The 26867-nt window shown below is 56.0% G+C and carries 19 protein-coding genes; 10 read left to right on the top strand and 9 right to left on the bottom strand.

Translation table 11 applies throughout. From position 1 onward, the window contains the following. Positions 1-121 precede the first annotated feature (121 nt). From hemB to M2418_RS05635, 3 genes are all read left to right on the top strand, one after another. Positions 122-1138 carry a porphobilinogen synthase gene (gene hemB, locus M2418_RS05625; protein ID WP_192487484.1) on the top strand — a complete coding sequence of 339 codons (1017 nt, stop codon included), beginning with the start codon at positions 122-124 and terminating at the stop codon, positions 1136-1138. Positions 1139-1209: 71 nt separating this feature from the next. Then, a complete protein-coding gene (locus M2418_RS05630) occupies positions 1210-1668 on the top strand; it encodes an RDD family protein (protein WP_259145359.1) in 459 nt (152 codons plus the stop codon). Between the two features lie 125 nt (positions 1669-1793). Continuing rightward, entirely contained in the window at positions 1794-2570 is a 777-nt protein-coding gene (locus tag M2418_RS05635) for an arginyltransferase (protein WP_259145360.1), read from the top strand. A gap of 93 nt (positions 2571-2663) precedes the next feature. Here M2418_RS05635 and parC read toward each other — a convergent pair whose 3' ends face one another. Next, positions 2664-4922 carry a DNA topoisomerase IV subunit A gene (gene parC / locus M2418_RS05640; protein ID WP_259145361.1) on the bottom strand — a complete coding sequence of 753 codons (2259 nt, stop codon included), beginning with the start codon at positions 4920-4922 and terminating at the stop codon, positions 2664-2666. A gap of 281 nt (positions 4923-5203) precedes the next feature. On the opposite strand from parC, the gene M2418_RS05645 reads away from it, so the two are divergent. Next, on the top strand, positions 5204-6391 hold the full coding sequence (locus M2418_RS05645; protein WP_259145362.1) for a hypothetical protein: 1188 nt from the start codon (positions 5204-5206) through the stop codon (positions 6389-6391). A 149-nt stretch (positions 6392-6540) separates the two neighbouring features. Here M2418_RS05645 and M2418_RS05650 read toward each other — a convergent pair whose 3' ends face one another. Both M2418_RS05650 and aspS read right to left on the bottom strand, forming a co-directional pair. Continuing rightward, positions 6541-8658 (bottom strand): methyl-accepting chemotaxis protein, encoded by a 2118-nt coding sequence (locus tag M2418_RS05650; RefSeq protein WP_259145365.1) that lies wholly within the window; start codon positions 8656-8658, stop codon positions 6541-6543. A 250-nt stretch (positions 8659-8908) separates the two neighbouring features. Then, positions 8909-10699, bottom strand: coding sequence for an aspartate--tRNA ligase (gene aspS / locus M2418_RS05655; protein ID WP_259145367.1), 1791 nt, complete (start codon positions 10697-10699; stop codon positions 8909-8911). Between the two features lie 191 nt (positions 10700-10890). On the opposite strand from aspS, the gene M2418_RS05660 reads away from it, so the two are divergent. From M2418_RS05660 to M2418_RS05675, 4 genes are all read left to right on the top strand, one after another. Continuing rightward, positions 10891-12147 (top strand): MFS transporter, encoded by a 1257-nt coding sequence (locus M2418_RS05660; protein WP_259145368.1) that lies wholly within the window; start codon positions 10891-10893, stop codon positions 12145-12147. 107 nt (positions 12148-12254) lie between these two features. After that, the gene (gene rnd, locus M2418_RS05665) at positions 12255-13409 is read left to right on the top strand and encodes a ribonuclease D (RefSeq protein WP_250982920.1); all 1155 of its coding nucleotides are present in this window, start codon (positions 12255-12257) and stop codon (positions 13407-13409) included. A gap of 289 nt (positions 13410-13698) precedes the next feature. Further along, on the top strand, positions 13699-14712 hold the full coding sequence (locus M2418_RS05670) for an adenylate/guanylate cyclase domain-containing protein (RefSeq protein WP_259145369.1): 1014 nt from the start codon (positions 13699-13701) through the stop codon (positions 14710-14712). A 165-nt stretch (positions 14713-14877) separates the two neighbouring features. Beyond that, entirely contained in the window at positions 14878-16239 is a 1362-nt protein-coding gene (locus M2418_RS05675; protein ID WP_259145370.1) for an esterase-like activity of phytase family protein, read from the top strand. Positions 16240-16286: 47 nt separating this feature from the next. Here M2418_RS05675 and ppx read toward each other — a convergent pair whose 3' ends face one another. The 4 genes from ppx to M2418_RS05695 all read right to left on the bottom strand — a co-directional run bounded on the left by ppx (position 16287) and on the right by M2418_RS05695 (position 21928). After that, positions 16287-17807: an exopolyphosphatase gene (gene ppx, locus M2418_RS05680; RefSeq protein WP_259145375.1), complete on the bottom strand. Its 1521-nt coding sequence runs from the start codon at positions 17805-17807 to the stop codon at positions 16287-16289. Next, on the bottom strand, positions 17804-20005 hold the full coding sequence (locus tag M2418_RS05685) for an RNA degradosome polyphosphate kinase (protein ID WP_259145376.1): 2202 nt from the start codon (positions 20003-20005) through the stop codon (positions 17804-17806). The genes ppx and M2418_RS05685 overlap by 4 nt, the downstream gene beginning before the upstream one ends. A gap of 64 nt (positions 20006-20069) precedes the next feature. Continuing rightward, positions 20070-20783 carry a DnaA regulatory inactivator HdaA gene (gene hdaA / locus M2418_RS05690; protein ID WP_250982925.1) on the bottom strand — a complete coding sequence of 238 codons (714 nt, stop codon included), beginning with the start codon at positions 20781-20783 and terminating at the stop codon, positions 20070-20072. Next, a complete protein-coding gene (locus tag M2418_RS05695; RefSeq protein ID WP_192487470.1) occupies positions 20780-21928 on the bottom strand; it encodes an AI-2E family transporter in 1149 nt (382 codons plus the stop codon). Before M2418_RS05695 ends, hdaA begins: the two co-directional genes overlap by 4 nt. Positions 21929-22153: 225 nt before the next feature. Here M2418_RS05695 and purM point away from each other — a divergent pair, with 225 nt between their 5' ends. Both purM and purN read left to right on the top strand, forming a co-directional pair. Then, complete coding sequence (gene purM / locus M2418_RS05700; protein ID WP_259145378.1) at positions 22154-23227, top strand: phosphoribosylformylglycinamidine cyclo-ligase; 1074 nt, start codon at positions 22154-22156, stop codon at positions 23225-23227. Further along, on the top strand, positions 23224-23892 hold the full coding sequence (purN, locus tag M2418_RS05705; RefSeq protein ID WP_259145383.1) for a phosphoribosylglycinamide formyltransferase: 669 nt from the start codon (positions 23224-23226) through the stop codon (positions 23890-23892). Before purM ends, purN begins: the two co-directional genes overlap by 4 nt. A gap of 34 nt (positions 23893-23926) precedes the next feature. On the opposite strand, the gene M2418_RS05710 is transcribed toward purN, so the two are convergent. Continuing rightward, entirely contained in the window at positions 23927-24550 is a 624-nt protein-coding gene (locus tag M2418_RS05710; RefSeq protein ID WP_259145384.1) for an NUDIX domain-containing protein, read from the bottom strand. Positions 24551-24674: 124 nt separating this feature from the next. Then, on the bottom strand, positions 24675-26867 hold the full coding sequence (locus M2418_RS05715; RefSeq protein ID WP_405049391.1) for a molybdopterin oxidoreductase family protein: 2193 nt from the start codon (positions 26865-26867) through the stop codon (positions 24675-24677).

A 26867-nucleotide genomic window follows, 5' to 3' on the forward strand; every position in this document is an offset into this window, starting at 1 on the left:
TTTTATCGCATATTTTTCGAGGGTGCGGCGAAGCGTACATTCGTCAAGTCTGGGCAAGCATGTTAATGAGGCTCTCATCATACCTGCCATCCGCTGATGGCAGGCAGGAAGGACGATTATTATGAATGACAAGACACACCTCGTTGATGATGTAACCGGACACCGCCGCATGCGGCGCAATCGCAAGGCAGACTGGACACGCCGTCTCGTTCAGGAATCGAGACTGACCGTTGATGACCTCATCTGGCCGGTATTTGTGGTGCCGGGCACCGGCATTACCGATCCGATCCCTGCCATGCCCGGTGTCAACCGCATGAGTGTGGACCGTCTTGTCGAGGCTGCACGTGAAGCGGCCGATCTCGGCATTCCGGCAATTGCCACCTTTCCGAATATAGAAATGAACCTGCGTGACGAAACGGGCTCCCAGGTTCTTGAGGCCAATAACCTCATCAATCTGGCAACTGCCGCCGTCAAGAAAGCCGTGCCAAATATTGGCATGATTACTGACGTGGCGCTTGATCCGTTCACCAGCCACGGCCATGACGGCATTTTGCGCGGTAATGATATTGTCAATGACGAGACAGTAGATCATGTCGTCAAGGCGGCCATTCTGCAGGCCGATGCCGGCTCCGACATTATTGCCCCTTCGGAAATGATGGACGGACGTATTGGTGCTATCAGGCGCGGCCTTGATGCCGCCGGTCACCAGAATGTTGGCATCATGTCCTATGCCACCAAATTCTCCTCGGGTTTTTACGGCCCCTACCGCGAAGCGATCAGCACCGGCGGTCTGCTGAAGGGCGACAAGAACAGCTATTACATCAACCCGGCCAACGGCACAGAAGCGGTGCGTGACGCAGCCCTCGATGTCGAGGAAGGCGCCGATATGCTGATGGTCAAGCCGGGTCTGCCCTATCTCGATATTTGCTGGCGTCTGAAGGAGGCATTCGGTTTGCCGACTTTCGCGTATCAGGTGTCTGGCGAATACACCCAGATCAAGGCTGCCGCCATGCAGGGTTGGATCGATGGCGACCGGGTGATGATGGAAACGCTTCTGTGTTTCAAACGCGCTGGCTGCGATGGCATCCTGACCTACTTCGCCGTTGAAGTCGCTCGCGCGCTCGCCAAAGGGAAATGACGCAAACGCCAGGGAAACAGATTGAAACTCGCGCGTTTCTCACCATATCAAAAGCAAACAGGAGAAACGCGATGAGTATTGAGCCAAACAACACCTATGCAGTGCCGCAGGACTGGCGCGCTTATAGCGGCGTGTTGAGCCGTCGTGTTTTTGCGTTCTGCATCGACTACCTGTTGATTGCCGTGTTGTGGGTGCCAGCAGCGGTCCTGGTGTTTTTCCTTGGCGTTATCACACTGGGTCTGGCGTGGATCCTCTACCCAGCCCTCTATATTATTGTCGCACTGCTCTATTTCGGCATGACGCTTGGCGGTTCATCGCAGGCATCTCCGGGCATGAAAGCCATGGGCATTGCCATGGCACGCACGGATGGCCGTCAAATTGACTTCCTGATTGCGACTGCGCACATCGTGCTGTTCTGGGTGCTGAACTCGGTACTGACGCCACTTATTCTTCTGGTGGGCCTGTTTACCGATCGCTCACGCCTGATCCACGACCTTTTGCTTGGCACTGTTGCGATCCGCACCTCATAATCGAGGTTCGGTTGCAAACAGTTCAGTAGTAAATGACACGGTAGTATAATCGGCCAGTTGACGTTTTTCCGGTTTTTGCCATTCTGTCACAATATGCGACAGGCGAAGGGAGCAACCAAGGTTCGATGAATACCCAGACAACGCCTTCCCCGCAGTTCTACCTGACGGCACCGGCCACTTGTCCCTATCTTTCCGGCGAACTTGAACGCAAGGTGTTCACACACCTTGTCGGGCCGCGTGCTGCCGAAATGAATGACCTGTTGACCCAGGGTGGTTTTCGCCGTTCGCAAAACATTGCCTATCGCCCGGCCTGTGAAACCTGCCGCGCCTGCGTGTCCGTTCGTATTCTGGCCGAACATTTTACCCCGACGCGTTCGATGCGCCGGGTTCTATCAACCAACAGCGATATTGTCTCCAGCATCCACACGACGGAACCGTCAACCGAACAGTTTGCGCTGTTTCGCCGTTACCTCGACAGCCGCCACCATGATGGCGGCATGTCGGACATGTCGGCGCTGGATTATGCAGTTATGGTGGAAGACACCCATGTGAACACCCGCGTTATTGAATATCGCGTGCGGGTTCCCGGTTCCGGCATTGACAGCACCAAGCGTGGCGAATTGCTGGCCGTGGCGCTGAGCGACGTCATGAGTGACGGCCTATCCATGGTCTATTCGTTCTTTAATCCCGAGATGGAGCGCCGGTCGCTGGGCACGTTCATGATCCTTGATCATATTGCCCGCACCCGCAATCTTGGCCTACCGCATGTCTATCTCGGTTACTGGGTCAATGGCTCCCAGAAAATGGGCTACAAGACGCGTTACCAACCGCAGGAACATCTGACGCCGCGCGGCTGGGAGATTTATGATCACAAGCAGGACGACGGTGCGGAAAAACCTTAAGGCCGCCGTCAGTTTTTAAAGGCAAAGTCCGGATATAAAAAAGCGGCGAAACAGATGTCTGTTTCGCCGCTTTTGTTGTTTTTCAATTCCGACTTAGCCGCTGAACTTGCCGCTGCGTGGGAACCCCTTAGGCACGGTGCGGCCGGCGGTTGCGCGGTCGCCCATCCATTCGGTGAGCTCGTCGCCAACCTTGCTGAAGCTGCGCCCTGCGCTGTCTTCCCATGCCAGACCTTCGGCAAAGACAAAACATTTCGCATCGGAAATGCCACCGTCCTTGTAACGCTGCAGGCGAACGCCTTTACCGCGTGACATTTCCGGCATCTGTGCCAGTGGGAAAGCCAGAAGTTTGCGGTTCTCGCCGACAACAGCAACATAGTCGCTGTTGGCTGGAACCGGCACGACGAGCTTTGTTTCATCCGGCATCGACACATTCATGATCTGCTTGCCCTTACGGGTATTGGCGATCATTTCCGATTCAGTGACGATGAAGCCATTGCCGGCGGTGGATGCCAGCAGCAACTTGCGCGCCGGGTCGTGTACGAAGGCGGTCAGGATGTCCTGATCATTCTCCATATCGACCATGATGCGAACCGGTTCACCGTGACCACGGCCACCCGGCAGCTTGTCAGCGCCCAGCGTGTAGGCTTTGCCGCCGGTGGTGACCAGCAACAACTTGTCGGTGGTCTGTGCCGGGAATGCCAGCTTCAAACCATCGCCTTCCTTGAAGGTCAGCGACGACGTGTCGGAAATGTGTCCCTTCAGAGCCCTGATCCAACCCTTCTCAGAGATAACAACCGTGACAGGTTCTTTCTCAATCATGGACTGATGGATGGCTTCGAGGTCGGCATCCGGTGCATCGGCGAACTGCGTACGACGGCGACCGAGTTCGGTTGCCTTGGCGTATTTTTTCTTCACTTCGCCAATTTCAAAGGAAACGACCTGCCACTGTTTGTCATCAGATGCCAGCAGCGCTTCGATCTCGGCCTTTTCCTTGCTCAGAGCATCGAATTCCGTACGGATTTCGAATTCTTCCAGTTTGCGCAAGGAGCGCAAACGCATGTTGAGAATGGCTTCGGCCTGGATATCCGTCAGCCCGAAGCGCTTCATCATGATCGGCTTCGGTTCATCCTCCTCGCGGATGATGCGGATAATCTCATCAATATTGAGATAGGCAATCAGCAAGCCGCCGAGAATTTCCAGACGGCGATCAATGGCAGCCAGACGAAAGCGCGAACGACGGACCAGCACGTCCTTGCGATGGCTGAGCCATTCCAGCAGCACTTCATTCAGTGCCATCACCTTCGGGATTTTGCCGAGCGACAACACGTTCATGTTAAGCGGAATGCGGTTTTCAAGATCGGTGAGCTTGAACAGCGATTCCATCAGCAGTGTTGCGTCAACGGTGCGGTTCTTTGGAACCAGCACGACACGCACGTCTTCTGCAGACTCGTCGCGGATGTCTTCCAGCAATGGAAGTCTGCGGGCAATCAACAGTTCTGCGATCTTTTCAATCAGGCGCGATTTCTGCACCTGATAGGGAATTTCGGTGATGACGATCTGGTAGCCGCCACGGCCAAGATCTTCGACTTCCCACTTTGCGCGAACGCGGAAACCACCACGACCTGTCTTGTAGGCGTCGAGAATGTTCTCGCGGCTTTCGACAATAATGCCACCGGTCGGCAAATCCGGACCTGGCATAAATTCCAAAAGCTTTTCAACGGGCGCATCGGGATGCTTGATCAGATGCAGCGCCGCATCACAGATCTCATGGGCATTGTGCGGCGGGATGGACGTTGCCATGCCCACGGCAATACCGGACGCACCATTTGCCAGAAGGTTGGGAAACGCGCCGGGCATAACGATCGGCTCTTCGTCTTCCTCATTATAGGTGGGACGAAAATCAACCGCGTCCTGGTCGATACCTTCCAGCAACAGCGCGGTGACTTCGGTCATGCGCGCTTCGGTGTAACGCATCGCCGCTGCACCATCGCCATCGATGTTGCCGAAGTTACCCTGACCATCGACCAGCGGATAACGGATCGCAAAATCCTGCGACAGGCGAACCAGCGCATCATAGATCGAGGCGTCGCCGTGCGGATGGAATTTACCCATCACGTCACCGACGATACGTGCGCACTTCTTGAACGCCGAGTTCGGGCGGATGCCCATTTCGCTCATGGCATGCACGATGCGACGGTGCACCGGTTTCAGGCCATCGCGCACATCCGGCAGCGCGCGGTGCATGATGGTCGACAGCGCATAGGCAAGGTAACGCTCTTCGAGCGCAGCCTTGAGATCGACCGGATGAATGTTATCATCTCCGCCAGACGGAGGAACAAGATTTTTTCCCATGCTGCTTGACTAGCCGAAATGCTGATTCCCAGCAAGGAATCCGGGGGCTTTCGCCTGTGGATGAAGGGAAGAACAATCGATATTCGGCACATGGAACACAGTCCGCGTTAAAATCGTTGAAGCGCGATGCCCAAATCTGAACAATTCATTAAGGCTGATTGAGAAATGACATTGCTGCCCTCACCCCCCCAAGAGTTTGGGGAGTGGACAGCATTCCGCAAGCACCTATAAATGCGACGAACGTTAGATTCAAAGTAGACCACAAAAGGGAAGAAACAACCATGAAGACCAATTTTCGGGCGCTTTTGCTTGCCAGTTCAACGGTTCTGGCATTTTCCGGTACGGCTTTCGCGCTCGACGGTAACGACCTTCTGAAGAAGATCAACGAGTCCTATAAGACGCAGGGTGCAGGCCTCACCGCCGATGCGGTCGAAACGAACGGCTCGACGGTTGTTTTCAAGGGCGCCGCATTCAGTTCGACAGCTGTTGCAGAGCAGAAGTTCCCTCTGGGCGACATCACGTTCGAAGATGTTGAAGAGAACAATGGCGGATACCACGTCGGCACCGCAAAATTCGACGACATCAACTTCACCGAAAAACAAACAACAATCACCGTTACCGACATGTACATGAAGGGCATCACCATTCCTGCTGCGGCCAACGCCGGCTCGATTGATGGCCTGTTGTTCTATGACGAAGCCCATAGCGGTGAAGTCAAGGTCAAGGTTGACGGCAAGGACGTGGTCACTCTCGAAGAGACGACCGCAACCATGAACATCAGCGAAGACAAGAACGAAATCAGCTTTGACATGAGTGCAACCGGCTTCCAGGCCGACCTGAGCGACGTCAAGGACCCAGCCAGCAAAGAAGCTCTGGACAAGCTCGCCATCAAGTCTCTTGCCGGCCAGATGAGCATGGAAGGCACCTGGGAAGTGGCATCCGGCAAAGTCGATATCAGCGACTACACCTTGGAGCTGGATGATATCGGCAGCCTTAGCCTTGCGTTTGGCTTCTCCGGTTACACACTCGATTTCATCAAGTCGATGCAGGAAACCGTCAAGGCGCAAGCTGAAAACCCGAACAAGGAACAGGCAGATCAGGCCGCTGGCCTTGCAATGCTCGGCCTTGCCCAGCAGCTTAGCTTCGTCAACGCCGAAATCAGCTTCACCGACGACAGCATCAGCAAGCGTGCACTTGATTTTGCAGCCGAGAAGCAGGGCATGACAAGCGACCAGCTTGCCCAGACCATCAAGGGCATGGCGCCTTTGATGATGGCACAGTTGAACCTGCCTGAGCTGCAGAACGCCGTATCAGCCGCAGTCAACGCCTATGTCGATGACCCCAAGAACTTTACGATTTCTGCGGCTCCAGAGAACCCGGTTCCGTTCCCGATGATCATCGGTGCGGCCATGGGTGCGCCAAACACGCTGCCAACCGTTCTTGGCGTGACGGTTTCTGCAAACGACTAAGTTTGCCTGCACGGCACGTTGCGCGGTTCAATCTTGCCAACGTGCCCTCGCCTCCTGAAGCGGCGAGTACCTTCTGGAGACAAGCATCAAAAAGCCCCGGTTTTGCCGGGGCTTTTTTACGATCTGAACTTATGCCGATCCAAGCGTCATCAGGCGACGCGGCGAGGTACCGCACGCTCATGCTGATGTGATGTCTGTTCTTGCAACTGGAACATTTGCAGCAGTTCATTCAGGCGGCCAGCTTCACGTGACAGAACCGCACCGGCTGCATTGTTTTCTTCCACCATGGCGGCGTTGCTCTGCGTTGCCTGATCAAGATGGTTGATGGCGCTGTTGATTTCACCAAGACCGATCGCCTGCTCGCGCGATGCCGCAGCAATGGCGTTGACGTGTTCACGGATATCGACAATCGAACCGCCGATACGTGACAGGGCTTCGCCGGTTTCGCGCACGAAACGCCCGCCTTCGCGCACCTCGCTGCCGGAGTTGTTGATGAGCGCCTTGATCTCACCGGCCGCCTTGCCGGAGCGTTGCGCCAGTTCGCGCACTTCCTGCGCCACGACAGCAAAACCGCGTCCTGCCTCGCCGGCACGCGCCGCCTCAATACCGGCATTAAGCGCCAGAAGGTTGGTCTGGAAGGCAATCTCGTCGATGACAGAGATAATGCTGCCAATCTGCTCGGAGGACCGCTCGATGCGGGAAACCGCCTTAATTGTATCTTCGAGAAGGCGGTTAGTCTGTTCGGCTTCACTGCCAGCCTGTGTGGCGATGTCCTGCGCCTGTGCGGCACGCTGCGCAGACAGGCGCACATTGGCGGTCAACTCATCCAGTGCGGCGGCCGTCTGTTCCAGCGAGGCTGCCTGCTGTTCTGTCCGACGCGCCAGATCGTCGGTGCTCTGGCTGATTTCACGGGCGCCGCCGTCAATCGAATAACCAGCTTCGGCGATGCCGCCCATGGCACCATTCAGCTGTGAAAGGGTCTGGTTGAGATCATGACGCAGCGCCTCGAAATCCTGCGAGAATGGAACCGTCAACTGGAAGGACAGATCACCCTTGGCAAGACGCTGCAGCGCCGATGCCAGCCCCTGCGTCGCTTCCATCAGCCGTGCCTGTGCATGGCTTTCAGCCTCTTCCTGCAGGCGCTTGCGTTCTGCCTCTGAACGGGCGCGTGCATGAGCCGCTTCTTCTTCCAGCTTCTGTTTGCTGATCGCCGCCAGACGGAAAACCTCCAGTGCCTTGGCCATGGCGCCGAATTCATCGCGGCGGCTTAGCCCCGGCACGGCCAGCGAGGTTTGACCATCGGCCAGATTGCGCATCGCATCGGTCATAGCAGCGACAGGGCGGCTGATCGACCGTCCGATAAAATAGACGCTGACCAGCAGGCTGAACACGGTTAGCGCAATCAGCCCCGTCACCATGCGGATCGTCCATTGTTCTGCCGCAGCATTGTCGCTGGCATTGCGGGACTTTTCAGCCGTGTAATAGGCCATGACATCGCTGACGAAAGGTTGCATGGCGACGTAAGCGTTATCGACGTCCTTGCGCAGCCCCTGCTCCACAATCGTCGCTTCGGCGTAAAAGCGGAAAGATGCCGTGTAGATATCCAGCGCATCCATGATGCGTTGACGTTCGGCACCGGGGCGGAACTCCTTCTTCACTTCCGCCTTGAAGGTTTCGACCTCGTCACTGTGCTTCGCCACATAGGCAGGGTCTTGGCGCAGGATAAAATCCTTCTCGTGACGACGCATCATCAACATGCTGGCGCGGATATTGGAGTTTTCAAGTCCTGACACCAGGTTTTCGATATTGTGTACGGCGCGGCGCATTGCGCCTTCAAGACCATCAGACGGAACCAGCCCCAGCTCTTTGTTTTTCGCAACCAGACTTGCAACTGCGGTGGAATAGATACCAAGCGCATTGGTCAGGCTTTCCAACTTCGAGGTCGCGCCGGTATCGTTGTCAGCGCGCAGCGTCTCGATCCGCGAGCCGGTGTCCTTCACCACTCTATCAAAACGCTCGATAGCGGCCATCTGTTTTGCCAGCAGGAAATCTTTTTCCTCAAGCTGTGCGACGTGCAGGTCCGAGACGATCTCGGAAACGACGATCTGCCGCTCCTCCACCCGCTCTGCTGATTGTTTGTAACCGGCCTCAAGATGGCGCTGGAACAGAAACGTGCCGACCACAACCGCCAACCCAAGCAGCGCCACGAGGACAAGAAGAGAAATACGGTGCGATATGCGCAAGGCAACAGGAAAAAAAGCTGGCATAGGGGACCCTTTCGTTGGCCTACGGAATCCCCTGCAAAGTTTAAGAAATGCCGAAATCAGCGTGACAATCGCGTGAATTTTTTGCGACGCACAAAAGGCAATTGAATCGAATTTTAAGCGATCAACCCATCATAGTATTTCAGTGACTATTCGGACCTGAGACAGGCTGAAACGCAAAACGGCAGCCCGAGGGCTGCCGTTGCAAATGATCGGTGCGAACCGGGTGACGGTCCGCACATCTTAGACTTAATCAGTCTTTTTTCTGTGTTGGAACAACACGCAGTGCCAATTCGCGCAACTGTGTTGGCGTTGCAGGAGCCGGTGCGTTCATCAACAGATCCTGTGCCTGCTGGTTCATCGGGAACAGCGTGATTTCACGCAGGTTCTTTGCGCCAACGAGCAGCATGACAACGCGGTCGATACCGAATGCGCAACCGCCGTGTGGAGGTGCACCGTACTGGAACGCGCGGTAAAGGCCACCGAAGCGGTCTTCAACGTCTGCCTGGCTCAGGCCAACCTTTTCAAACGCCTTGACCATCAGTTCAGGCGACTGGTTACGGATGGAACCGGAGGCGATTTCGAAACCGTTGCAGACTGCGTCATACTGATAAGCCTTGATGGACAGCGGGTCCTGGCCTTCCAATGCTTCCAGACCACCCTGTGGCATGGAGAACGGGTTGTGCGCGAAGTCGATCTTCTTTTCTTCTTCGTTGTATTCAAAGAACGGGAAGTCGACGATCCAGCACATTTCAAAGCGGTCGCGGTCGATCAGGTTCAGTTCTTCAGCGGCACGGGTACGTGCTTCACCAGCGAACTTGTAGAACTTGGCCGGGTCACCTGCCACGAAGAAGCAGGCATCACCAGCTTCGAGCCCGAGCTGCACGCGCAGCGCCTCGGTGCGTTCTTCACCAATGTTCTTGGCGAGCGGACCGGAACCACCAACCTTGCCGTCTTCTTCCTTCCAGAAGATGTAGCCAAGGCCTGGCTGACCCTGTGACTGTGCCCATGCATTCATACGGTCGCAGAATGCTCTGGAGCCGCCAGTCTTTGCCGGGATCGCCCATACCTGAACCTTCGGGTTCGAGGCGATCATGTTTGCGAAGACCTTGAAGCCGGAGCCATCGAAATGCTCCGTCACGGCTTCCATGACGATCGGGTTACGCAGGTCCGGCTTGTCGGAGCCGTATTTGCGGATCGATTCATCGTAAGGAATGCGTGGCCACTGCTTGGTAACTGGCTTGCCTTCGGCAAACTGTTCAAACACCGACGTCATCATCGGCTCCATGGTTTCCCAGACATCTTCCTGGGTCACGAAGCTCATTTCCACGTCGAGCTGGTAGAACTCGCCCGGCAGACGGTCAGCGCGTGGATCTTCATCACGGAAGCAAGGCGCGATCTGGAAGTAGCGGTCGAAACCGGCAACCATCAGAAGCTGCTTGTACTGCTGCGGTGCCTGCGGCAGCGCGAAGAACTTGCCTTCATGGATACGGCTTGGCACGAGGAAGTCGCGTGCACCTTCCGGCGACGATGCCGTGAGGATTGGTGTGGTGTATTCGGCAAAACCAGCCTGAGCCATGCCATTGCGCATGGAGGAGATGATCTGCGTGCGCTTGACGATGCTCTTGTGCAGTGTTTCACGACGAAGATCAATGAAGCGGTACTTCAGGCGCACGTCTTCCGGATATTCAGGTTCACCAAACACCGGCAGCGGCAGTTCCTTGGCAACGCCGAGAACTTCGATTTCCTGCGCGTAAAGTTCGATCTCGCCAGTGGCCATGCCCTTGTTGACGGTGTCTTCCGAACGGGCCTTGACCAGACCGTCAATGCGGATGACCCATTCGCCACGCACGGTTTCAGCGGCTTTGAACGCCGGGCTGTCTGGATCGGCAACAACCTGCGTGATGCCGTAATGGTCACGAAGGTCGATGAACAAGACGCCGCCATGATCTCGCACGCGATGAACCCAACCGGAAAGGCGGACAGTCGCGCCGACGTCGGACTTGCGAAGAGCGGCACAGGTGTGGCTGCGGTAACGATGCATTTTGTTATCCTGAAACATGCTGCGGCCTTGTTGCCGCACGATCAAATTTGGCCGGAAAAGCGCATGGCTCGCCCGATTTGTCAAGGCAAAGCACAAGAATGTCGTGTTCTCGTCTGTCCTTCAAGCCGACATGCCACTAAGACTGTGGAACGTTAGACGCTTTTTTCATTCTCCTGCGATGATTCGTCCCCATGAGCCAGATCCGCCCGCTGATTCCCCTTCTCGCAACTGCCGGCATTCTGATCGGTGGCAATGGTCTGCAAGGCACATTTATTGCGTTGCGCGGTCTCTCTGAGGGCTTTTCACCCAGCACCATCGGCCTGATCAGCGCCGGTTACAGCTTAGGCTTTGCAATCGGCTGCATTTACGTCACCAGCCTGTTGCGAAAAATTGGCCATATCAGGGCCTTCGCGGCCCTTGCCGCGATTTCATCAGCCGCCTCCATTTCCATGGCACTGGTCACGCATCCGCTATTCTGGCTTGCGATGCGTTTTCTCATCGGCATTGCGGTTGCCGGTCTGTTTGCCATCATTGAAAGCTGGATCAACGCACAGGTCACCAATTCCAACCGTGCCCGTGCCCTGTCCATTTACAGGTTGGTCGACCTCGGCTCCGTCACGCTGGCGCAATACATTATTCCGATGGCCGGCGTTGAAGGACCGACGGTATTTTCGCTGATCGGCATGGCACTGACATTGTCGCTTGTGCCGATTTCACTGGCCGACAAGTCTAACCCTGCCCCGCCCAATGCCATGAAGTTCAACCCGGCCGCCGTCTGGCGTATCTCGCCTTTGGCGGTGGTCGGTTGCGTGGCCGTCGGTCTCAGCATGGCAGCATTTCGAAATATCGGTCCGATCTATGCCGAACAGATCGGCATGTCGGTCACCGCCATCGCCACCTTCATGAGTGCCGGCATTATTGGCGGCGTGGTGCTGCAATATCCGCTGGGTGCCTATTCCGACCGTTATGACCGCCGCATCGTCATTCTCGCCACCACGGCCGGGTCTGTCATCACCGGCCTGTTCCTGGTGTTTTTCGGTGGAACGGACGAATGGACCAATATTATCGGCGTCTTCGTTTTTGGTGCCTTTGCCCTGCCACTCTATTCGCTGAGCTCGGCGCACGGCAATGACCACGCCAAGGAAGGCGAACATGCCATGGTCGCATCCGGCCTGTTGTTCTTCTGGTCCTTGGGCGCCACCATCGGACCGTTGCTTGCCTCGGTGCTGATTGATATCTACGGGCCGAAGGCTCTATTTATCTATACGGCCGCGGTGCAGGTCGTGTTTATCATCTACACCATCTACCGCCTTCAGATGCGTCCAGGCGTGCCTGTTGAAGAGCGTAACTGGCGTTTTCGGGCCCTTTTGCGGACCTCGGCCTATTTCAGCAAACTGGCGGCACAGCCACCGAAAAGTCGTGACAAAAACGACAAGGATGCCGTCTGAGTGCTGGAAAACAGCCCCTCAAAGGCTGGGAAATGGCGAGTTTGTATTGACATACGGTGCTCAAAGGGAAAGTAAGACGCATACGTTACAGTACTGGCCAGAAGAACATGATCGAAACGACAGCAGCACTTGCCGACGCCTGCAAGGAACTTGCAAAATCGGACTTCATCACAATCGATACGGAATTTCTGCGAGAGACGACATTCTGGCCTGAATTGTGTCTTGTTCAAATGGCGAGCCCAACACTGGAAGTGCTGGTCGACCCGATGGCGAAAGACATCGACCTTTCGCCGCTGTTCGAACTGATGGCAAACCCTGATGTGGTGAAGGTTTTCCATGCCGCCCGCCAGGACATCGAAATCATCCACCATCTTGGTGGACTTATTCCACACCCGATCTTCGACACGCAGGTTGCCGCGATGGTGTGCGGTTTCGGCGACTCGATCTCCTACGACCAGCTTGTCCAGAAAATCAAATCCGTTCAGATCGACAAGTCGTCGCGCTTCACCGACTGGAGCCGTCGTCCGCTGTCCGAAAAGCAGCTGGACTATGCGCTGGCCGACGTGACCCATCTGCGCGACGTCTATCTGGCGCTGAAAGCCAAGCTTGAGCGCGAAGGCCGCTCGCTGTGGCTGACCGAGGAAATGAACATCCTCGAGTCGCGCGATACCTATGAGTTGCATCCTGACGATGCATGGTTGCGTCTGAAGTCGCGCCTGCGCAAGCCAACCGAACTTGCCATTCTCAAATTTGTGGCCGCATGGCGTGAGCGTGAAGCGCGCAGCCGCAATGTGCCGCGTTCGCGCGTTCTGAAAGACGATGCGATTTTCGAGATTGCCCAGCAACAGCCCAAGGATAGCGAGGCATTGTCGCGCCTGCGCACCATTCCAAAGGGTTGGGAGCGCTCGTCGTCGGGCACCGCCATCATCGAAACCGTTAACGCCGCTCTTGCCCTGCCGAAGACCGAGATGCCACAAGCGCCACGTCACAGCCACTCGCCGGAAGGCTCAGGAGCCGCCGTTGAACTCCTCAAGGTTCTATTGAAACTGACGGCAGACAAGCACGGCGTCGCTGCCAAGATCATCGCCAACAGCGATGACCTCGACAGGATTGCCTCCGAAGGTGAAAAGGCCCAGGTTGCCGCTCTCTCGGGCTGGCGCAAGGAACTGTTCGGTGATGTGGCATTGAAGCTCATCAATGGCGGTGTAGCCTTGCGTTTTGCCGGCAAGAAGGTTGAAGCGGTCGAACTGCCGACTGAATAATATCGACTGTCTCCTCGTCGCCCTTTTTCCATCCGGCCTCTGAGGAGACCGGATTTAAAGGCGCGAGCCATTTCCAGTAAACGGGTTAAACGTCTTGTCGTCATTGCCCAACCGGCCAAGATAGCCCGCCAAACGTGCAATCCGGCAACAGTGAAAAAGCGTTTGAAACACCTTTCCAAATCGTCACTTTTGGCAAATCGATTTCCACATTAAAGTCTCGGTTGCAGTCTAGGCAGCCAACGCGCCGACCTCGACGGCGGCTGCAATTCATCGAAAGTATCGGAACCATATGCGAAAGCTCCTTTTAATGCTGGACTACCTGCTGCTGTTTTTGGCAGTTGCCGGCAGCGGCGTCGCATATGCCTTTCTGGAATATGGTGGCGGTCCGTTCATCGGCGCGACCTATGCACTCTTTGCCTGTGCGCCTATTCTTGCCTTTGAGCGCGGCTACATCCTGCCCCGGCTTTCGCACCGCATCAGTTTCCTGCCAACGCCGGCCTACATAGCAATAGGCCTGATCGTCTATGCGGTTCTGGTTTTCTGCGGATTTGCCGTGGGAGGAACATTGCTTTGGGCAACCGGCATTTTGAAGGTCGACTGGCAACGCGCGGTTCATGCCGAACCGCAGACGTTGATTTTCACAGGCATCGTTTGCAGCATCATCGTCTTCGTGATGCGGGTGAGAGAACTGCTCGGCCGCGACATTTTTACGGATCTGCTGCTGGGCCGTTATCGCCGTCCCGTGCGCGAAGAGCGCGTTTTCATCTTTATCGACCTTGTTGGCTCCACGACATTTGCCGAAACCCATGGCGATATGAAAGCGCAGGAATTCCTACGCGAGATCTTCGCCACCTATGCCGCACCCGTGCGTCGGCATAACGGGGCGATTGATGATTACATCGGCGATGCCGCCATCATCACATGGCCGTTTCAGGATGCCATCAAGAAGTCAGCCTGCATCAAATGTGTCTTCGACATTCTGGTCGCTATCGAAAGACGGCAGGACTTCTGGATGAAGACCTTCGGCGTCATGCCAAAGTTGCGCTTTGCCCTGCATGGCGGTCCTGTCATCACGGCTGAAATCGGTGTCGACCATCACAAGATCACCTATTTCGGAGACACGGTGAATACCACCGCCCGTCTTGAATCCCTCAGCAAGATGCTTGGCCACCCGATCCTGATCTCGTCCGATCTCATTCACCGCCTTTTGCTGCCAAAGGGCATCAAAAGCGAGTATCTGGGCGAACATGCCGTGAAGGGCCGCGGCCAGACACTGGGTGTCTGCTCGTTGGTGAAGTCATAAATTTTATTAAAAGAACCAGCAGCTTACTAAAAGCGCATCATTTGGCGATGATAACGTTGCCATCATAAAACTTTCACCAAAGCTTCAATCACCCATCACTTCAGTTTCACAAACTCTGCGTACCCGACACAGCATAGTTTTAGTGCAAACCGACAGGTGAATTTAATGACCAAAATACTTCTTACTTCTGTTGCTATTTTTGCGATCTCCGGCTTCTCGGCAATTGCCGCCGAAAAAGAATTCCCTGCCAAGCTCGTTTCGCATGCCATTCTGCCTGCCAATACCATTATCCCAGCACCGGCAGATGCGCCTGAACATCTCAAGACATCTGCCAAGTTCACGACAGCAGACCGCAAGCGCGCTGAAGGTCTTAACACGGTTCCGGGCATGGACGGCGTGCGGCCAACCGGCCTTTCCATGCCGTTCAACGGTCAGGCCATGCAGGGTTTTTCCGGCATCAAGGCGATGGAAGATGGCACCTTCTGGAGCCTTTCCGACAATGGTTTCGGTTCGAAGATCAACTCCAGCGATTCCATGCTGATGTTGCACCACCTTTCCTTCGATTGGGATGCAGGCAAGGTGAATGCGCTTGGAACCGTGTTCCTGTCCGACCCGGACAGAAAGGCTCCCTTCCCAATCGTCATGGAAGGTTCCGACAAGCGTTACCTGACCGGCGCTGATTTTGACGTTGAGTCCATCCAGCCTGTTGCAGACGGTTTCTGGATTGGTGAAGAATTCGGACCTTATATCCTGAAGTTCTCCCGTGACGGCAAGCTGACCGATGTCATCGCCACCAAGGCTGGCGAGATCGACGTGAAGTCGCCTGACCATCCGACCCTGACCCTGCCGGGTAACCCGACACAGAAAATGCCTGCTTTCAACCTGAAGCGTTCAGGCGGTTATGAAGGCATGGCCATGTCCAAGGACGGCTCCAAGCTGTACGGCATGCTGGAAGGCCCACTCTACACCGCTGATGGCCAGGTGGAAAAAACCGAAGACGGAGCAACCGGCCTTCGTATCATCGAGCTGGATGTTGCCTCGAAGTCCTGGACAGGCCGCACATGGCTTTACCCGCTGGCCGAAGGTGGCGAAGCGATCGGCGACTTCAACATGCTCGACGAAACCACCGCTCTGGTTATTGAGCGTGACAATGGTGCCGGTACTGCCGACAAGGCCTGCGCCGACCCGAAGAAGCCTGAGACTAACTGCTTTGCCGTTCCGTCAAAGGTCAAGCGCATCTACAAAATCGAGTTCAACGATACCAATGTTGGCAAGGCTGCCCGCAAGATCGGTTACATCGACCTGCTGAAGATTTCCGATCCGGACAACAAGAAGCGTCAGGGTGGCGGCGAAGGTTTCTATGACATGCCGTTCGTTACCATCGAGAATGTTGACCGCGTTGACGCGACACACATCATCGTTGGCAATGACAACAACCTGCCCTTCTCGGCCGGTCGTGCACTCGACAAGGCAGACGACAATGAATTCGTTCTGCTTGAGGTCAAAGACCTGCTGGATGCCAAGTAACTAAGACAAACAGAAGCGCTGCCGGGATATCGGCAGCGCTTCTGATTTTATTCGAAAACGAAAGCCAGCTTCTTGCCGGTTAGTTTTGCCAGCTGCTGCAAACGGCCTTCAAGCCGTTCACCGGCAAAATCGCAATAGCCATGCGGCACCACGAACTCCAGATCGACATCCGGGTTTTCCGAAACGCGGAAACGCAGGTGATCAATCACACCGGGCATGGAGGCAGAGAACAAGTAGACCACACGCAACATGCCACCCACCAGCTTGGCCAGTTCCGAAAGGCGGTCACCGGCAATCGCCGTCAACGGCTTGGTCGTGCCGTCATCATTGAGGCCTTCGAAGCGGTAGTAGTTGGCAAGTGCGATATAGGCGCGGCCGGGATGGCTGATGCCAACAAAGGAGGAGTGGGCGATGATGTTGACGGCCTGCAAACCGCGATAATCCGGATGTGCGCGCCAGCTGATATCGGCCAGAAGGCAGGCGGCACGCCGGTAGCGGCTTTCTTCCACCGTTTCCTCAATGCCGAAGACCGGTATAGTCCGACCGCTCCAGTCTTCCAGCTCACGGGCATGTTCGGGCGAACGTGCACGCAGAATGGCAAGCTCATCGGCAGAGACCAGCAGCGGATCGGTATCCTGATCCTCTTCGCTGAGCAGCGAATAGAGATAACCTTCGCGCACGCCCTGAGCAGAAAACACCACTTTGGAAGGTTTCATCGCTTCCAGCACTTCACGCATGGCGATGGCACCGTAGGGCAAAAGCGAACGGCGGCTTTTTGAGACCGCCTGCCATGCCGGATCTTTCGAATCCTTGGCCGTGATGACGTCATCGAGAAATGCCAGCATTTCCTGCAACGGCACTTCGTAACCCTGCATCATGTGCAGCGGGTACTGGCGAATTTCCATGTGCAGCTTGGCAATACTGCGCCATGTCCCGCCAACCGCGTAGAAGGTACGGCCCTCGCCCTTGGCGAGCAGCTTGGCGGTCTTGATCTGTTTCTTGGCAAAGGTAGCGGCCTTTTCAAGCGAGCTTCCAGATGTCTCGGACAACCTGATACCACCGAGCGGCAAGGTAATGCCCTGCCCGCAGGATTTGCCCTTGATATCGATCAGTTCAAGCGAACCGCCGCCAAGGTCACCGGCAATGCCATCGGGGTCATAAAAACCGCTGATGATGCCGTATGCCGAATAGAGCGCTTCTTTTTCGCCAGATAGAACTTCAATCTCGCAGTCCAGTATTTCTTCGGCAGCACGGATGAAATCAGGTCCGTTGCTGGCTTCACGCGCGGCAGCGGTTGCCAGCACGTAGAGTTTGTGGGCCTGGGCCTGTTCTGACAACGCACGGAAACGACGCAGCGACGCGAGCGCGCGGTTTACCCCTTCGTCGTCCATACGACCGGTAAGCGCCAGCCCCTTACCCAGACCGCACAGTACTTTTTCGTTAAAAAGTACTGCCGGTGCACGGGACAACCCTTCATAAACGACGAGACGAACAGAGTTCGAACCAATATCGATGACGGAAACGGGGGCGATGCCGGTAAGCCGCCCCTGTGCTTCTGATCTTGTCATTCAGCCTGTTTCTTGCGAGCCGAGATAAGACCCGCAATCAGTTTTGGCGCACTGGATTTCAAGGCTTCACCACGTCCGGAAAGGCTGGGATTGGTCATGAAGTAGTGCTGCGCGTTGAACGGTTCCTCGCCCTTGCGCACCTCAATGCGCCTAGACGTTCCGTCGGCAAGTATCTCGTAGCTTTGCTGGTTGTCAATCAGGTTACCCAGCATGATCTGTGAAAGAACTTGCTCATGCACCGTTGGGTTAACCAACGGCACCAGCGTTTCAACACGTCTGTCAAGATTGCGCGGCATCATATCGGCGGAGCCGATATAGACGAGCGCCTTTTCCGAAGGCAGGCCATACCCGTTGCCGAAGCAGAAGATGCGGCTGTGTTCCAGGAAGCGTCCAACGATCGATTTGACGCGGATGTTTTCCGAAAGGCCGGCAACCTGCGGACGCAGGCAGCAGATGCCACGGATCACCAGATCAACTTCAACGCCTGCTTCACTTGCACGGTAAAGCGCATCAATGATTTCAGGATCAACGAGCGAATTCATCTTCATCCAGATGGCGGCCGGCGCGCCATTCTTGGCGTGCTGGATTTCATCATTGATGTGCTTGATGATGCGTGGGCGCAACGTGTAGGGCGAAACCGCCAGCTTCATGCCCTCTTCCGGCTCACCATACCCGGTGATGAAGTTGAAGATATTCGCCATGTCGTGGGCGATCTTCGGGTTGCAGGTGAAGAAGGAAAGATCGGTGTAGATTTTGGCGGTAATCGGGTGGTAGTTGCCCGTTCCAAGGTGGCAATAGGTGCGCAGCTTGCCGTCTTCACGGCGAACGACCATCGACATCTTGGCATGCGTTTTCAGTTCGATAAAGCCAAACACCACCTGAACGCCAGCGCGCTCAAGATCGCGCGCCCAACGGATGTTTGCTTCTTCATCGAAGCGCGCCTTCAATTCGACAAGCGCCGTCACCGACTTGCCGGCTTCGGCCGCATCGATCAGAGCACGAACGATCGGGCTGTCGTTGGAGGTACGGTACAGTGTCTGCTTGATAGCCAGAACATCCGGGTCGCGGGCGGCCTGCAACAGGAACTGCGCCACGACGTCGAAGGATTCGTAGGGGTGGTGAACAACCATGTCCTTTTCGCGGATCGCGGCCAGGCAATCACCGGCATGTTCACGCACACGCTCCGGGAAGCGGGCATTGTAAGCCTCGAACTTCAGCTCGTCGCGCGGTGCCTTGACGATTTCGGAAATCGTATTCAACGCCAGAAGGCCGGGCAGAACGGCGACGCGATTTTCCGGCACACCGAGTTCGTGGACCACGAACTGACGCAGGTATTGCGGCATTTCGCTGTCGGTCTCGATACGGATAACCGAGCCGCGACGACGGCGCTTCAGAGCGCTTTCGAAATAGCGAACCAGATCTTCGGCTTCTTCTTCAACTTCAAGATCGCTGTCACGGATCAGGCGGAAGGTACCAAAACCCTTGACGGCATAACCGGGGTAAAGCCTGTTTATGAACAGCCCAACCACATCTTCCAGCGTGATGTAGCGAATGGTGTTACCTTCATCCGGCAGACGGATGAAGCGGTCGAGTGCTGGCGGCAGGCGCAGAAGGCCGGTCATCGGTTCACGGCCATGCAGGCTTTCGAGCTGCAGAACCATGGAGAAACCAAGGTTCGGAATGAACGGGAACGGGTGCGCAGGGTCGATGCAAAGAGGCGTCAGAACCGCAAAGATTCTTTCCTCGAACTCTGTCTCAAGCCAGAGGCGATCCTCATCAGCCAGTGCGGCAGGGCGCACGATGTAGATATCTTCCTTGGCAAGATACTGCTGCAGAACAGCAAGCGACGCCTGCTGCTCCATCTGCAGGTTGTCGATTTCTTTCAGGATGTCTTCGAGCTGTTCAGCTGGTGTCTTTCCATCCGGCGTCCTGACAGTGATAGACTGGCGCACCTGTGCCTCAAGCCCGGCGACGCGCACCATGAAAAATTCATCGAGATTGGCGGCGGAAATCGAGAGAAACCGCAAACGCTCCAGCAGAGGATGCGCGACGTTCAGCGTTTCTTCGAGAACGCGGCGGTTGAACTGCAACCAGGAAAATTCGCGGTTGATAAACCGCTCAGGGCTGTCCCACAAAGGGCTACGCTGAGGAGCTTCTGTAATGCCCTGTTCGTGACTGTCCTGTACTGCCGAATCCATCAACAACTCCACCCGTAAAACATTGTTCTGCCATTATAACAGTTTGACGACGGAACTGTGACAGTCAATCATCATCCATGTCATTGCCTGGTTCGTTCAAAACCTCTGCGGCCAGGGCTCGAGTGATGCGGATACCACGGGCAAGCGCCAGCCTGTCCAGTTTCTCCACCACCGTCTGCGCCGCATCCAGTGAACGTTCCATTCGCGCCACGATATAGCTGATGATTTTGTCATCCATGTAAAGCTGACGATCAGCAAAAAGCTTCATCAAAACCTGTGCGAGAAGGTCCTCGTCCGGCTCACCGATTTCCACCACGGTCGCCGCCTTGAGGCGCGAGCGCAGATCTGGCAGCGTGACCGGCCAGGCAGATGGCCAAAGCCGGGTGGTGATCAACAGTGATGTGCCGTTTTCCCGGACACTGTTGATGACATGGAACAGTTCCGTGTCATCAAAACCGTTGCGATCAGCATCTTCAAATATTACCGGACCGGTTTCGGCCTTGCGGGCGGCTTGGCTACCTGCAATGGGATGAATGTCGGTGGCACCGCTCTTTTCCCGCCAGATATTGGCAAGGTGCGATTTTCCAGAACCGATAGGGCCGGCCAGAATCACCACCGGCGACGGCCAGTTCGGCCATGCATCGACAATTGATACGGCAGCATTCAAGGGCGCAGACACCAGCAAGTCATCGCGGCTGGACGCCGTGACATGAGAAAAGACGAGTGGAAGCTGCTCGGCTTTTGGCCGGGCCCGGTCAGGATTTTGTGGGTCGTTCATTTCTGGCTCTGTGTGATCGTCTTGACGGCTGCTTCATCCTTTTGCCCCTCCCAAGGCAAAGCTTGCGCACGTCCGTGGTATAAATCGCTTTCAAGATATCGCGACAGGGCAAACCGCACGAGTACGCCCACCGCCGCTGCCGCCGGCACCGCAATCAGCAGACCGACGAAACCAAACATCGCACCGAAAGCAAAAAGTGCGAACATCAACCATACCGGATGAAGGCCCACGCTGCCACCCACCAGTTTAGGCTGGAGAACATTGCCTTCCATGAACTGGCCAGTGAAATACACGCCGAGAACAATGGCAATCGACACGTAATCCGCACCGAACTGTACGAGGGCCACGCCGCCGGCAATCAGCAGGCACAGCGTCGCACCAACATAAGGAATGAAGCTGAGCATGCCCGTTGCAAAACCGATCAGCAGGCCGAAATTCAGGCCGGCCAGAGAAAGGCCTACGGCATAATAGATGGCGAGGATAAGGCACATGGAGCCCTGCCCGCGCACGAAACCGGCAATGGTGGTGTCCATGTCGCTGGCGATCTGGCGCACGGTCTGCACATGGTCGCGTGGTATCCAGCTGTCGACCTTCTTGATCATGCGATCCCAGTCCAGCAGCAGATAGAAGGCAACAACAGGTGTCACCACCAGCAGCGACACGACGTCCAATAGAGATTTGCCGGAGTTCCATATCTGCGTCAGCAGCGTGCCAATAAAACCGGCGCCCTCTGCCAGCAGCTTGGAGAAGTTTTCACGGATGGATTCGACCTGTGCAGCCACCCAATCCGGCAGGATTGTCGAACCGGTGCCAGCGACAAGCTGCTGCAGAGACGAGATATAGCCGGGAATACGGGTGATGAAATCAGAGGCCTGCGCCACGACCACCGGAATGATGATGATCAGCGACAGGGCAAACAACAGCACAAAGGTAATCAGAATGACCACTGTCGCCATCATACGGCTCAAACCGCGACGCTCCAGCCAGTCGGCAACCGGATCAAGAAAATAGGCCAGCGCCATGCCTGCAACGAATGGCAGAAGGATGGAACTGAACACCGTCAAAAAGATCACAAAGATCGCAAGCGCGCCGATCCAGAAAAACACCTGGCGTCGCAAATTTGTGCCACTGATATGAGGTTGCATCGTCGGTCCCTTGTGGCGCAATCGCCTTTGCATTTCATCAGGAGATAGGATGCACCTACCGGAACGGTCAAGACTTGATCGGGTTTAAGGCCACAGCGAACAGGCAGAAGTGAGGAAAACGTGGTCAAACCCGTGAAAAAGCGGGACAGAGGCCCTGGTTACTCTTGCATAACACCCTCGCTCATGCGAAGGGCACGCCAAAAGGCGATAGCGGAGACAACAGCCATGAGCCAGTCCGGCAAGAACGGTCTTACCTACAGCGATGCAGGCGTGGATATCGACGCCGGAAACCTGATGGTCGAGAAAATCAAGCCTGCTGTTCGCTCGACGCGCCGCCCCGGCGCTGATGGTGAAATTGGCGGCTTCGGCGGTCTCTTCGATCTCAAGGCCGCAGGCTTCAAGGATCCGGTTCTGGTTGCGGCCAATGACGGCGTCGGCACCAAGCTGAAGATTGCTATCGACGCAGATTATCATGACACGGTTGGTATCGACCTCGTTGCCATGTGCGTCAACGATCTTGTCGTACAGGGCGCCGAGCCACTGTTCTTCCTCGACTACTTCGCAACAGGCAAGCTGGACCCCGATCAGGGCGCTGCCATCGTATCCGGCATTGCGGCCGGTTGCCGTGAATCCGGCTGTGCGCTGATCGGTGGTGAAACCGCTGAAATGCCTGGCATGTATTCCGATGGTGATTACGATCTGGCCGGCTTTGCAGTTGGCGCAGCCGAGCGTGGCCAGCTGCTGCCAGTCGGCGACATTGCCGAAGGCGACGTCATTCTGGGCCTCTCTTCCTCGGGCGTTCACTCCAATGGCTTTTCGCTGGTGCGCAAGATCGTGTCGCTGTCTGGTCTCGAGTGGAGTGCACCTGCACCATTCGCAGAAGACAAGAAGCTGGGTGAAGCCCTGCTGACCCCAACCCGCATCTATGTGAAGCCACTTCTCAAGGCGATCCGCGAAACCGGCGCATTGAAGGCACTAGCACACATCACCGGCGGTGGCTTTCCGGAGAACATTCCGCGCGTTCTGCCAAAGCACCTCGCCGCAGAAATCGACCTCGGTTCGATCAAGGTACCCCAGGTCTTCTCATGGCTTGCCAAGACCGGCGGCGTTGCAGCCAATGAAATGCTGCGCACCTTCAACTGCGGCGTTGGCATGATTGTTGTCGTCTCGGCTGAAAACGCCCAGAAGGTGACCGACGCGCTGACCGCAGAAGGCGAAACCGTATTTCCGCTTGGCCGTATGATTGCCCGTAACGAGGGTGATCATGGCACGGTTTACAAGGGTACGCTTGGTCTATGAGTAACCAGTCCTCGCCTGCCCGCAAAAAACGGGTTGTGGTTTTTATTTCCGGCGGCGGTTCCAATATGCTGGCGCTGGTTAAGGCATGCGAGGATCCATCTTTTCCAGCGGAGATTGCCTGCGTAATCTCCGACAAGGCGTCGGCTGGCGGTCTGGAAAAAGCCGGGGCACTTGGCATTGCCACCCTTGCCTTCGAGCGCAAATCCTTTGCCAGCAAGGCAGAGCATGAGAGCGCCATTTTGGCGGCGCTGGCTGACATCAATCCTGATATCATCTGCCTTGCGGGTTACATGCGCTTGATTTCGGGTGACTTTATCGCGCCCTATGAAGGCCGCATCATCAATATCCATCCATCGCTACTGCCGCTTTTCCCCGGCCTGCATACGCATGATCGCGCAATTGCATCCGGTGCAAAGATTACCGGCTGCACAGTGCATTTTGTGACTGAGGGTATGGATGAAGGTCCGGTGATCGGCCAGGCTGCGGTTCCCGTTCTGGCGGATGATACCGCCGAAAGCCTTGCAACCCGAGTGCTGACTGTTGAACACCAGCTTTATCCGCTTGCGCTGAAGCGTCTCGCCGAAGGCAAGGTGCGCATGGAAGGCGGCAACGCAATCTGCGAAAGCGGCGCCACAGACGCCACCTCCTTTATCATTTCCGCTTGAAGCCGCGAGCCGCCGAGGTTTAGGCTATTCGCCTTTACAGCGTCTGCCGGTTCAGCATTGCCCATTGCAGCAGGATGATTGTCTTTGCGTCGGTGATTTCGCCCGTGGAAATCATCGCAAAGGCATCGTCGAGCGACAGGGCGATGACTTCCAAGTCTTCGCCTTCGCTGTCGAGCCCACCGCCCTCACCTGCCTTGATATCCAGATCGATCCTGCCGAAAAACAGGCTGACCTTTTCCGTCAGCGTGCCGGGGCTGGCATACATATCGAACAGATATTTGACGCTCTCGACCGCATAACCGCTTTCTTCCATTGCCTCCCGGCGAATGGCATCTTCGGCATTGTCGTCATCCAGCAGGCCTGCTGGCACTTCCAGCAAGAAGGCGGGTTCACCATTCATGAACACCGCCGGACGGAATTGGCGCACAAACACAACCATGTTGCGTGCCGGATCATACAGAAGAATGGCGGCAGCACTGCCATGATCATGGACTTCACGATCAATGCGGATGACCCGGCCATCAGGCATTTTCTGGTCAAACACCAGTGTTTGCATATGCACGAAGCGTTTCCAGACGGTTTGTTTTTCAACCAGCGTAATCCGGCCATCATCATTGGCTGCCAGAGAACCGCTATTCACCTGATTATCCACACTCATCTCCATTTCCAATTTCGCTCGTCACGTCACGACACAAGACAATCAGCATGTCTCATCGCACTAGAAGCCGATGCGTAACACCGTTTTTTACCATCCTCATGGCGTCCGCAAGACAAGCCGGACGTTACTCCTTGCGAAGCCAGACCTTGTTGTCGTGGAATGCCGCACCACCATAGGGGGCTGGCGAATCCGCACCAGTCAGCACATTGATGCCCTCGCCGTCGAGATGTGCCTTGTTTGGCCACAGCCCTTCAGCGATCAGCACGCCCACGCGCGCACCGGCGACGATCTTGGCGTGAAGCCGGACTTCGCCGCGTTTATTGCCAATGCGCACCACATCGCCATCGGCAATAGCAAAGGTCTCGGCATCCTCAGGACAGATCATCACTTCCGGACGACCTTCCTTTTGCAGCGATGTCTTGGTTTCGCTGAAGGTCGAGTTGAGGAAGTTACGCGCCGGCGACGTGGCAAGCCGGAACGGGTGTTCGGCATCGGCCGTCTCGATCACATCAACCTGATCGGGAAACAGTGGCAACTGGTCCACAGGCCCCATCAGGCCAACATTCTCTGGTGGCTTGTCCGGTGACGGACCGTTGCGCCAATCAGGGCGGAAACGGAATTTTCCATCCGCATGACCAAAGCCCTGCAGATAATGGGCGACCTCAAAGGGTGGCTGCGCATCAATCCACTTGTCTTCCAACAGAGCGTCAAAACCCGGCCAGCCACTGGCCGACAGAATGCGGTCAACATGTTCACGTGCCGTCAGGCCAAAACCCGGCATATGGCTGACGCCGAGGCGCTTGGCCAGTTCCTCGATGACATACAGGTTGGCGCGCACCGTTTCAGGCGGCTCCACCAGCTTGGGACCAAGGGTGATGTGGTTCTGTCCTCCGGCGCGGTAGATATCATCATGTTCTAGGAACATGGTGGCGGGCAGCACGATGTCGGCGACCTCAGCCGTTTCCGTCATGAACTGCTCATGCACCGCAACAAACAGGTCGTCCCGCAGGAAGCCCTGCTTCACCAACCGCTGTTCCGGCGTGACATTGATCGGATTGGTGTTCTGTATCAGCATTGCCGTCACAGGCCCACCATTGCGAAGCGCTGCGGCATCGCCGGTCAGCACACGGCCAATCTGAGACTGGTCAAGCTGGCGAATATCCGGATCAGCATAGGCCGTGCCCATCAATTCGGATTTGTCGAGACGGAAGATTTCACCATTGTTGTGAAATGCCCCGCCGCCTTCATACTGCCAGGAGCCGAGCACAGTTGCGATGGACAGCGCCGCATGCATTGCAACTGCGCCATTGCGCTGGCGGGAGAACCCATAGCCAAGACGGAAGAAGCTCTTTTTGGTCGTGCCGACCAGCCGCGCAAAGGCCTCGATCTCCTCGACGGACAGGCCAGTGATTTGCGAGGCCCATTGTGGTGTTTTGCTTTGCAAGTGGGCTTCGAGCCCGGCGGGATCATCGGCAAATTTAGCCATATAGGCACGGTCCGCATACCCGTCACGAAATGCGATATGCATGACAGCACAGGCGAGCGCCGCATCAGTGCCGGGTTTCAGCACCAGCCCCAGATCGGCCTGTTTCATGGTCGGATTGTCGTAGATATCGACGACGACGATCTTGGCACCGCGTTCCTTGCGTGCCTTGACCGCATGGGTCATGACATTGATCTGTGTGGCAACCGCATTGGTGCCCCAGATCACAACGACATCGGCCTTGGCCATCTCGCGAGGATCCGGCCCACGCAATGCGCCGGTGCCCATCACATAACCGGTCCAGGCGGTATTGGTACAGATAGTGCCGAAAAATCCGGAATAGCGTTTGGCATGGCGCAAGCGCTCAATGCTGTCGCGCTGCACCTGCCCCATGGTGCCAGCATAAAAATAAGGCCAAACGGCTTCCGAACCATGTACGGCTTCTGCCTTTACAAAGGCATTGGCAATTTCATCCAGTGCGTCATCCCAGCTTATTTCCTGCCAGTCACCCGCCCCTTTCGCACCCTTACGGCGCTTTGGGGTCAACAGTCGGCCGGGATGATAAATCCGTTCGGAATAGCGGGCCACTTTTGCGCAGATGACACCTGCGGTATAGGTGTTGCTATTGGCTCCGCGCACACGGCCAATACGCCCTTCAGAGGTGATATCCACCTCAAGAGCGCAAGCGGAGGGACAGTCATGCGGACAAACAGTGTGTCCGGTGGTGGATTTGGGTGAAATCTGGGTCGCAACGTTCATCAGTTTTCTATATTGCAAGTGTGAAGCGGCCAAAAGTGCCAACTGACCATCATCAAGATTATTCATAAAAGGCAT

The organism is Rhizobium sp. BIGb0125 (assembly GCF_024810055.1).
Taxonomy (GTDB): Bacteria; Pseudomonadota; Alphaproteobacteria; order Rhizobiales; family Rhizobiaceae; genus Agrobacterium.

Excerpts from the sequence above, each read along its gene's own strand:
- hemB (WP_192487484.1), top strand. The coding sequence starts at position 122 with ATGAATGACAAGACACACCTCGTTGATGATGTAACCGGACACCGCCGC.
- M2418_RS05630 (WP_259145359.1), top strand. The coding sequence starts at position 1,210 with ATGAGTATTGAGCCAAACAACACCTATGCAGTGCCGCAGGACTGGCGC.
- M2418_RS05635 (WP_259145360.1), top strand. The coding sequence starts at position 1,794 with ATGAATACCCAGACAACGCCTTCCCCGCAGTTCTACCTGACGGCACCG.
- parC (WP_259145361.1), bottom strand. The coding sequence starts at position 4,922 with ATGGGAAAAAATCTTGTTCCTCCGTCTGGCGGAGATGATAACATTCAT.
- M2418_RS05645 (WP_259145362.1), top strand. The coding sequence starts at position 5,204 with ATGAAGACCAATTTTCGGGCGCTTTTGCTTGCCAGTTCAACGGTTCTG.
- M2418_RS05650 (WP_259145365.1), bottom strand. The coding sequence starts at position 8,658 with ATGCCAGCTTTTTTTCCTGTTGCCTTGCGCATATCGCACCGTATTTCT.
- aspS (WP_259145367.1), bottom strand. The coding sequence starts at position 10,699 with ATGCATCGTTACCGCAGCCACACCTGTGCCGCTCTTCGCAAGTCCGAC.
- M2418_RS05660 (WP_259145368.1), top strand. The coding sequence starts at position 10,891 with ATGAGCCAGATCCGCCCGCTGATTCCCCTTCTCGCAACTGCCGGCATT.
- rnd (WP_250982920.1), top strand. The coding sequence starts at position 12,255 with ATGATCGAAACGACAGCAGCACTTGCCGACGCCTGCAAGGAACTTGCA.
- M2418_RS05670 (WP_259145369.1), top strand. The coding sequence starts at position 13,699 with ATGCGAAAGCTCCTTTTAATGCTGGACTACCTGCTGCTGTTTTTGGCA.
- M2418_RS05675 (WP_259145370.1), top strand. The coding sequence starts at position 14,878 with ATGACCAAAATACTTCTTACTTCTGTTGCTATTTTTGCGATCTCCGGC.
- ppx (WP_259145375.1), bottom strand. The coding sequence starts at position 17,807 with ATGACAAGATCAGAAGCACAGGGGCGGCTTACCGGCATCGCCCCCGTT.
- M2418_RS05685 (WP_259145376.1), bottom strand. The coding sequence starts at position 20,005 with ATGGATTCGGCAGTACAGGACAGTCACGAACAGGGCATTACAGAAGCT.
- hdaA (WP_250982925.1), bottom strand. The coding sequence starts at position 20,783 with ATGAACGACCCACAAAATCCTGACCGGGCCCGGCCAAAAGCCGAGCAG.
- M2418_RS05695 (WP_192487470.1), bottom strand. The coding sequence starts at position 21,928 with ATGCAACCTCATATCAGTGGCACAAATTTGCGACGCCAGGTGTTTTTC.
- purM (WP_259145378.1), top strand. The coding sequence starts at position 22,154 with ATGAGCCAGTCCGGCAAGAACGGTCTTACCTACAGCGATGCAGGCGTG.
- purN (WP_259145383.1), top strand. The coding sequence starts at position 23,224 with ATGAGTAACCAGTCCTCGCCTGCCCGCAAAAAACGGGTTGTGGTTTTT.
- M2418_RS05710 (WP_259145384.1), bottom strand. The coding sequence starts at position 24,550 with ATGAGTGTGGATAATCAGGTGAATAGCGGTTCTCTGGCAGCCAATGAT.
- M2418_RS05715 (WP_405049391.1), bottom strand. The coding sequence starts at position 26,867 with ATGCCTTTTATGAATAATCTTGATGATGGTCAGTTGGCACTTTTGGCC.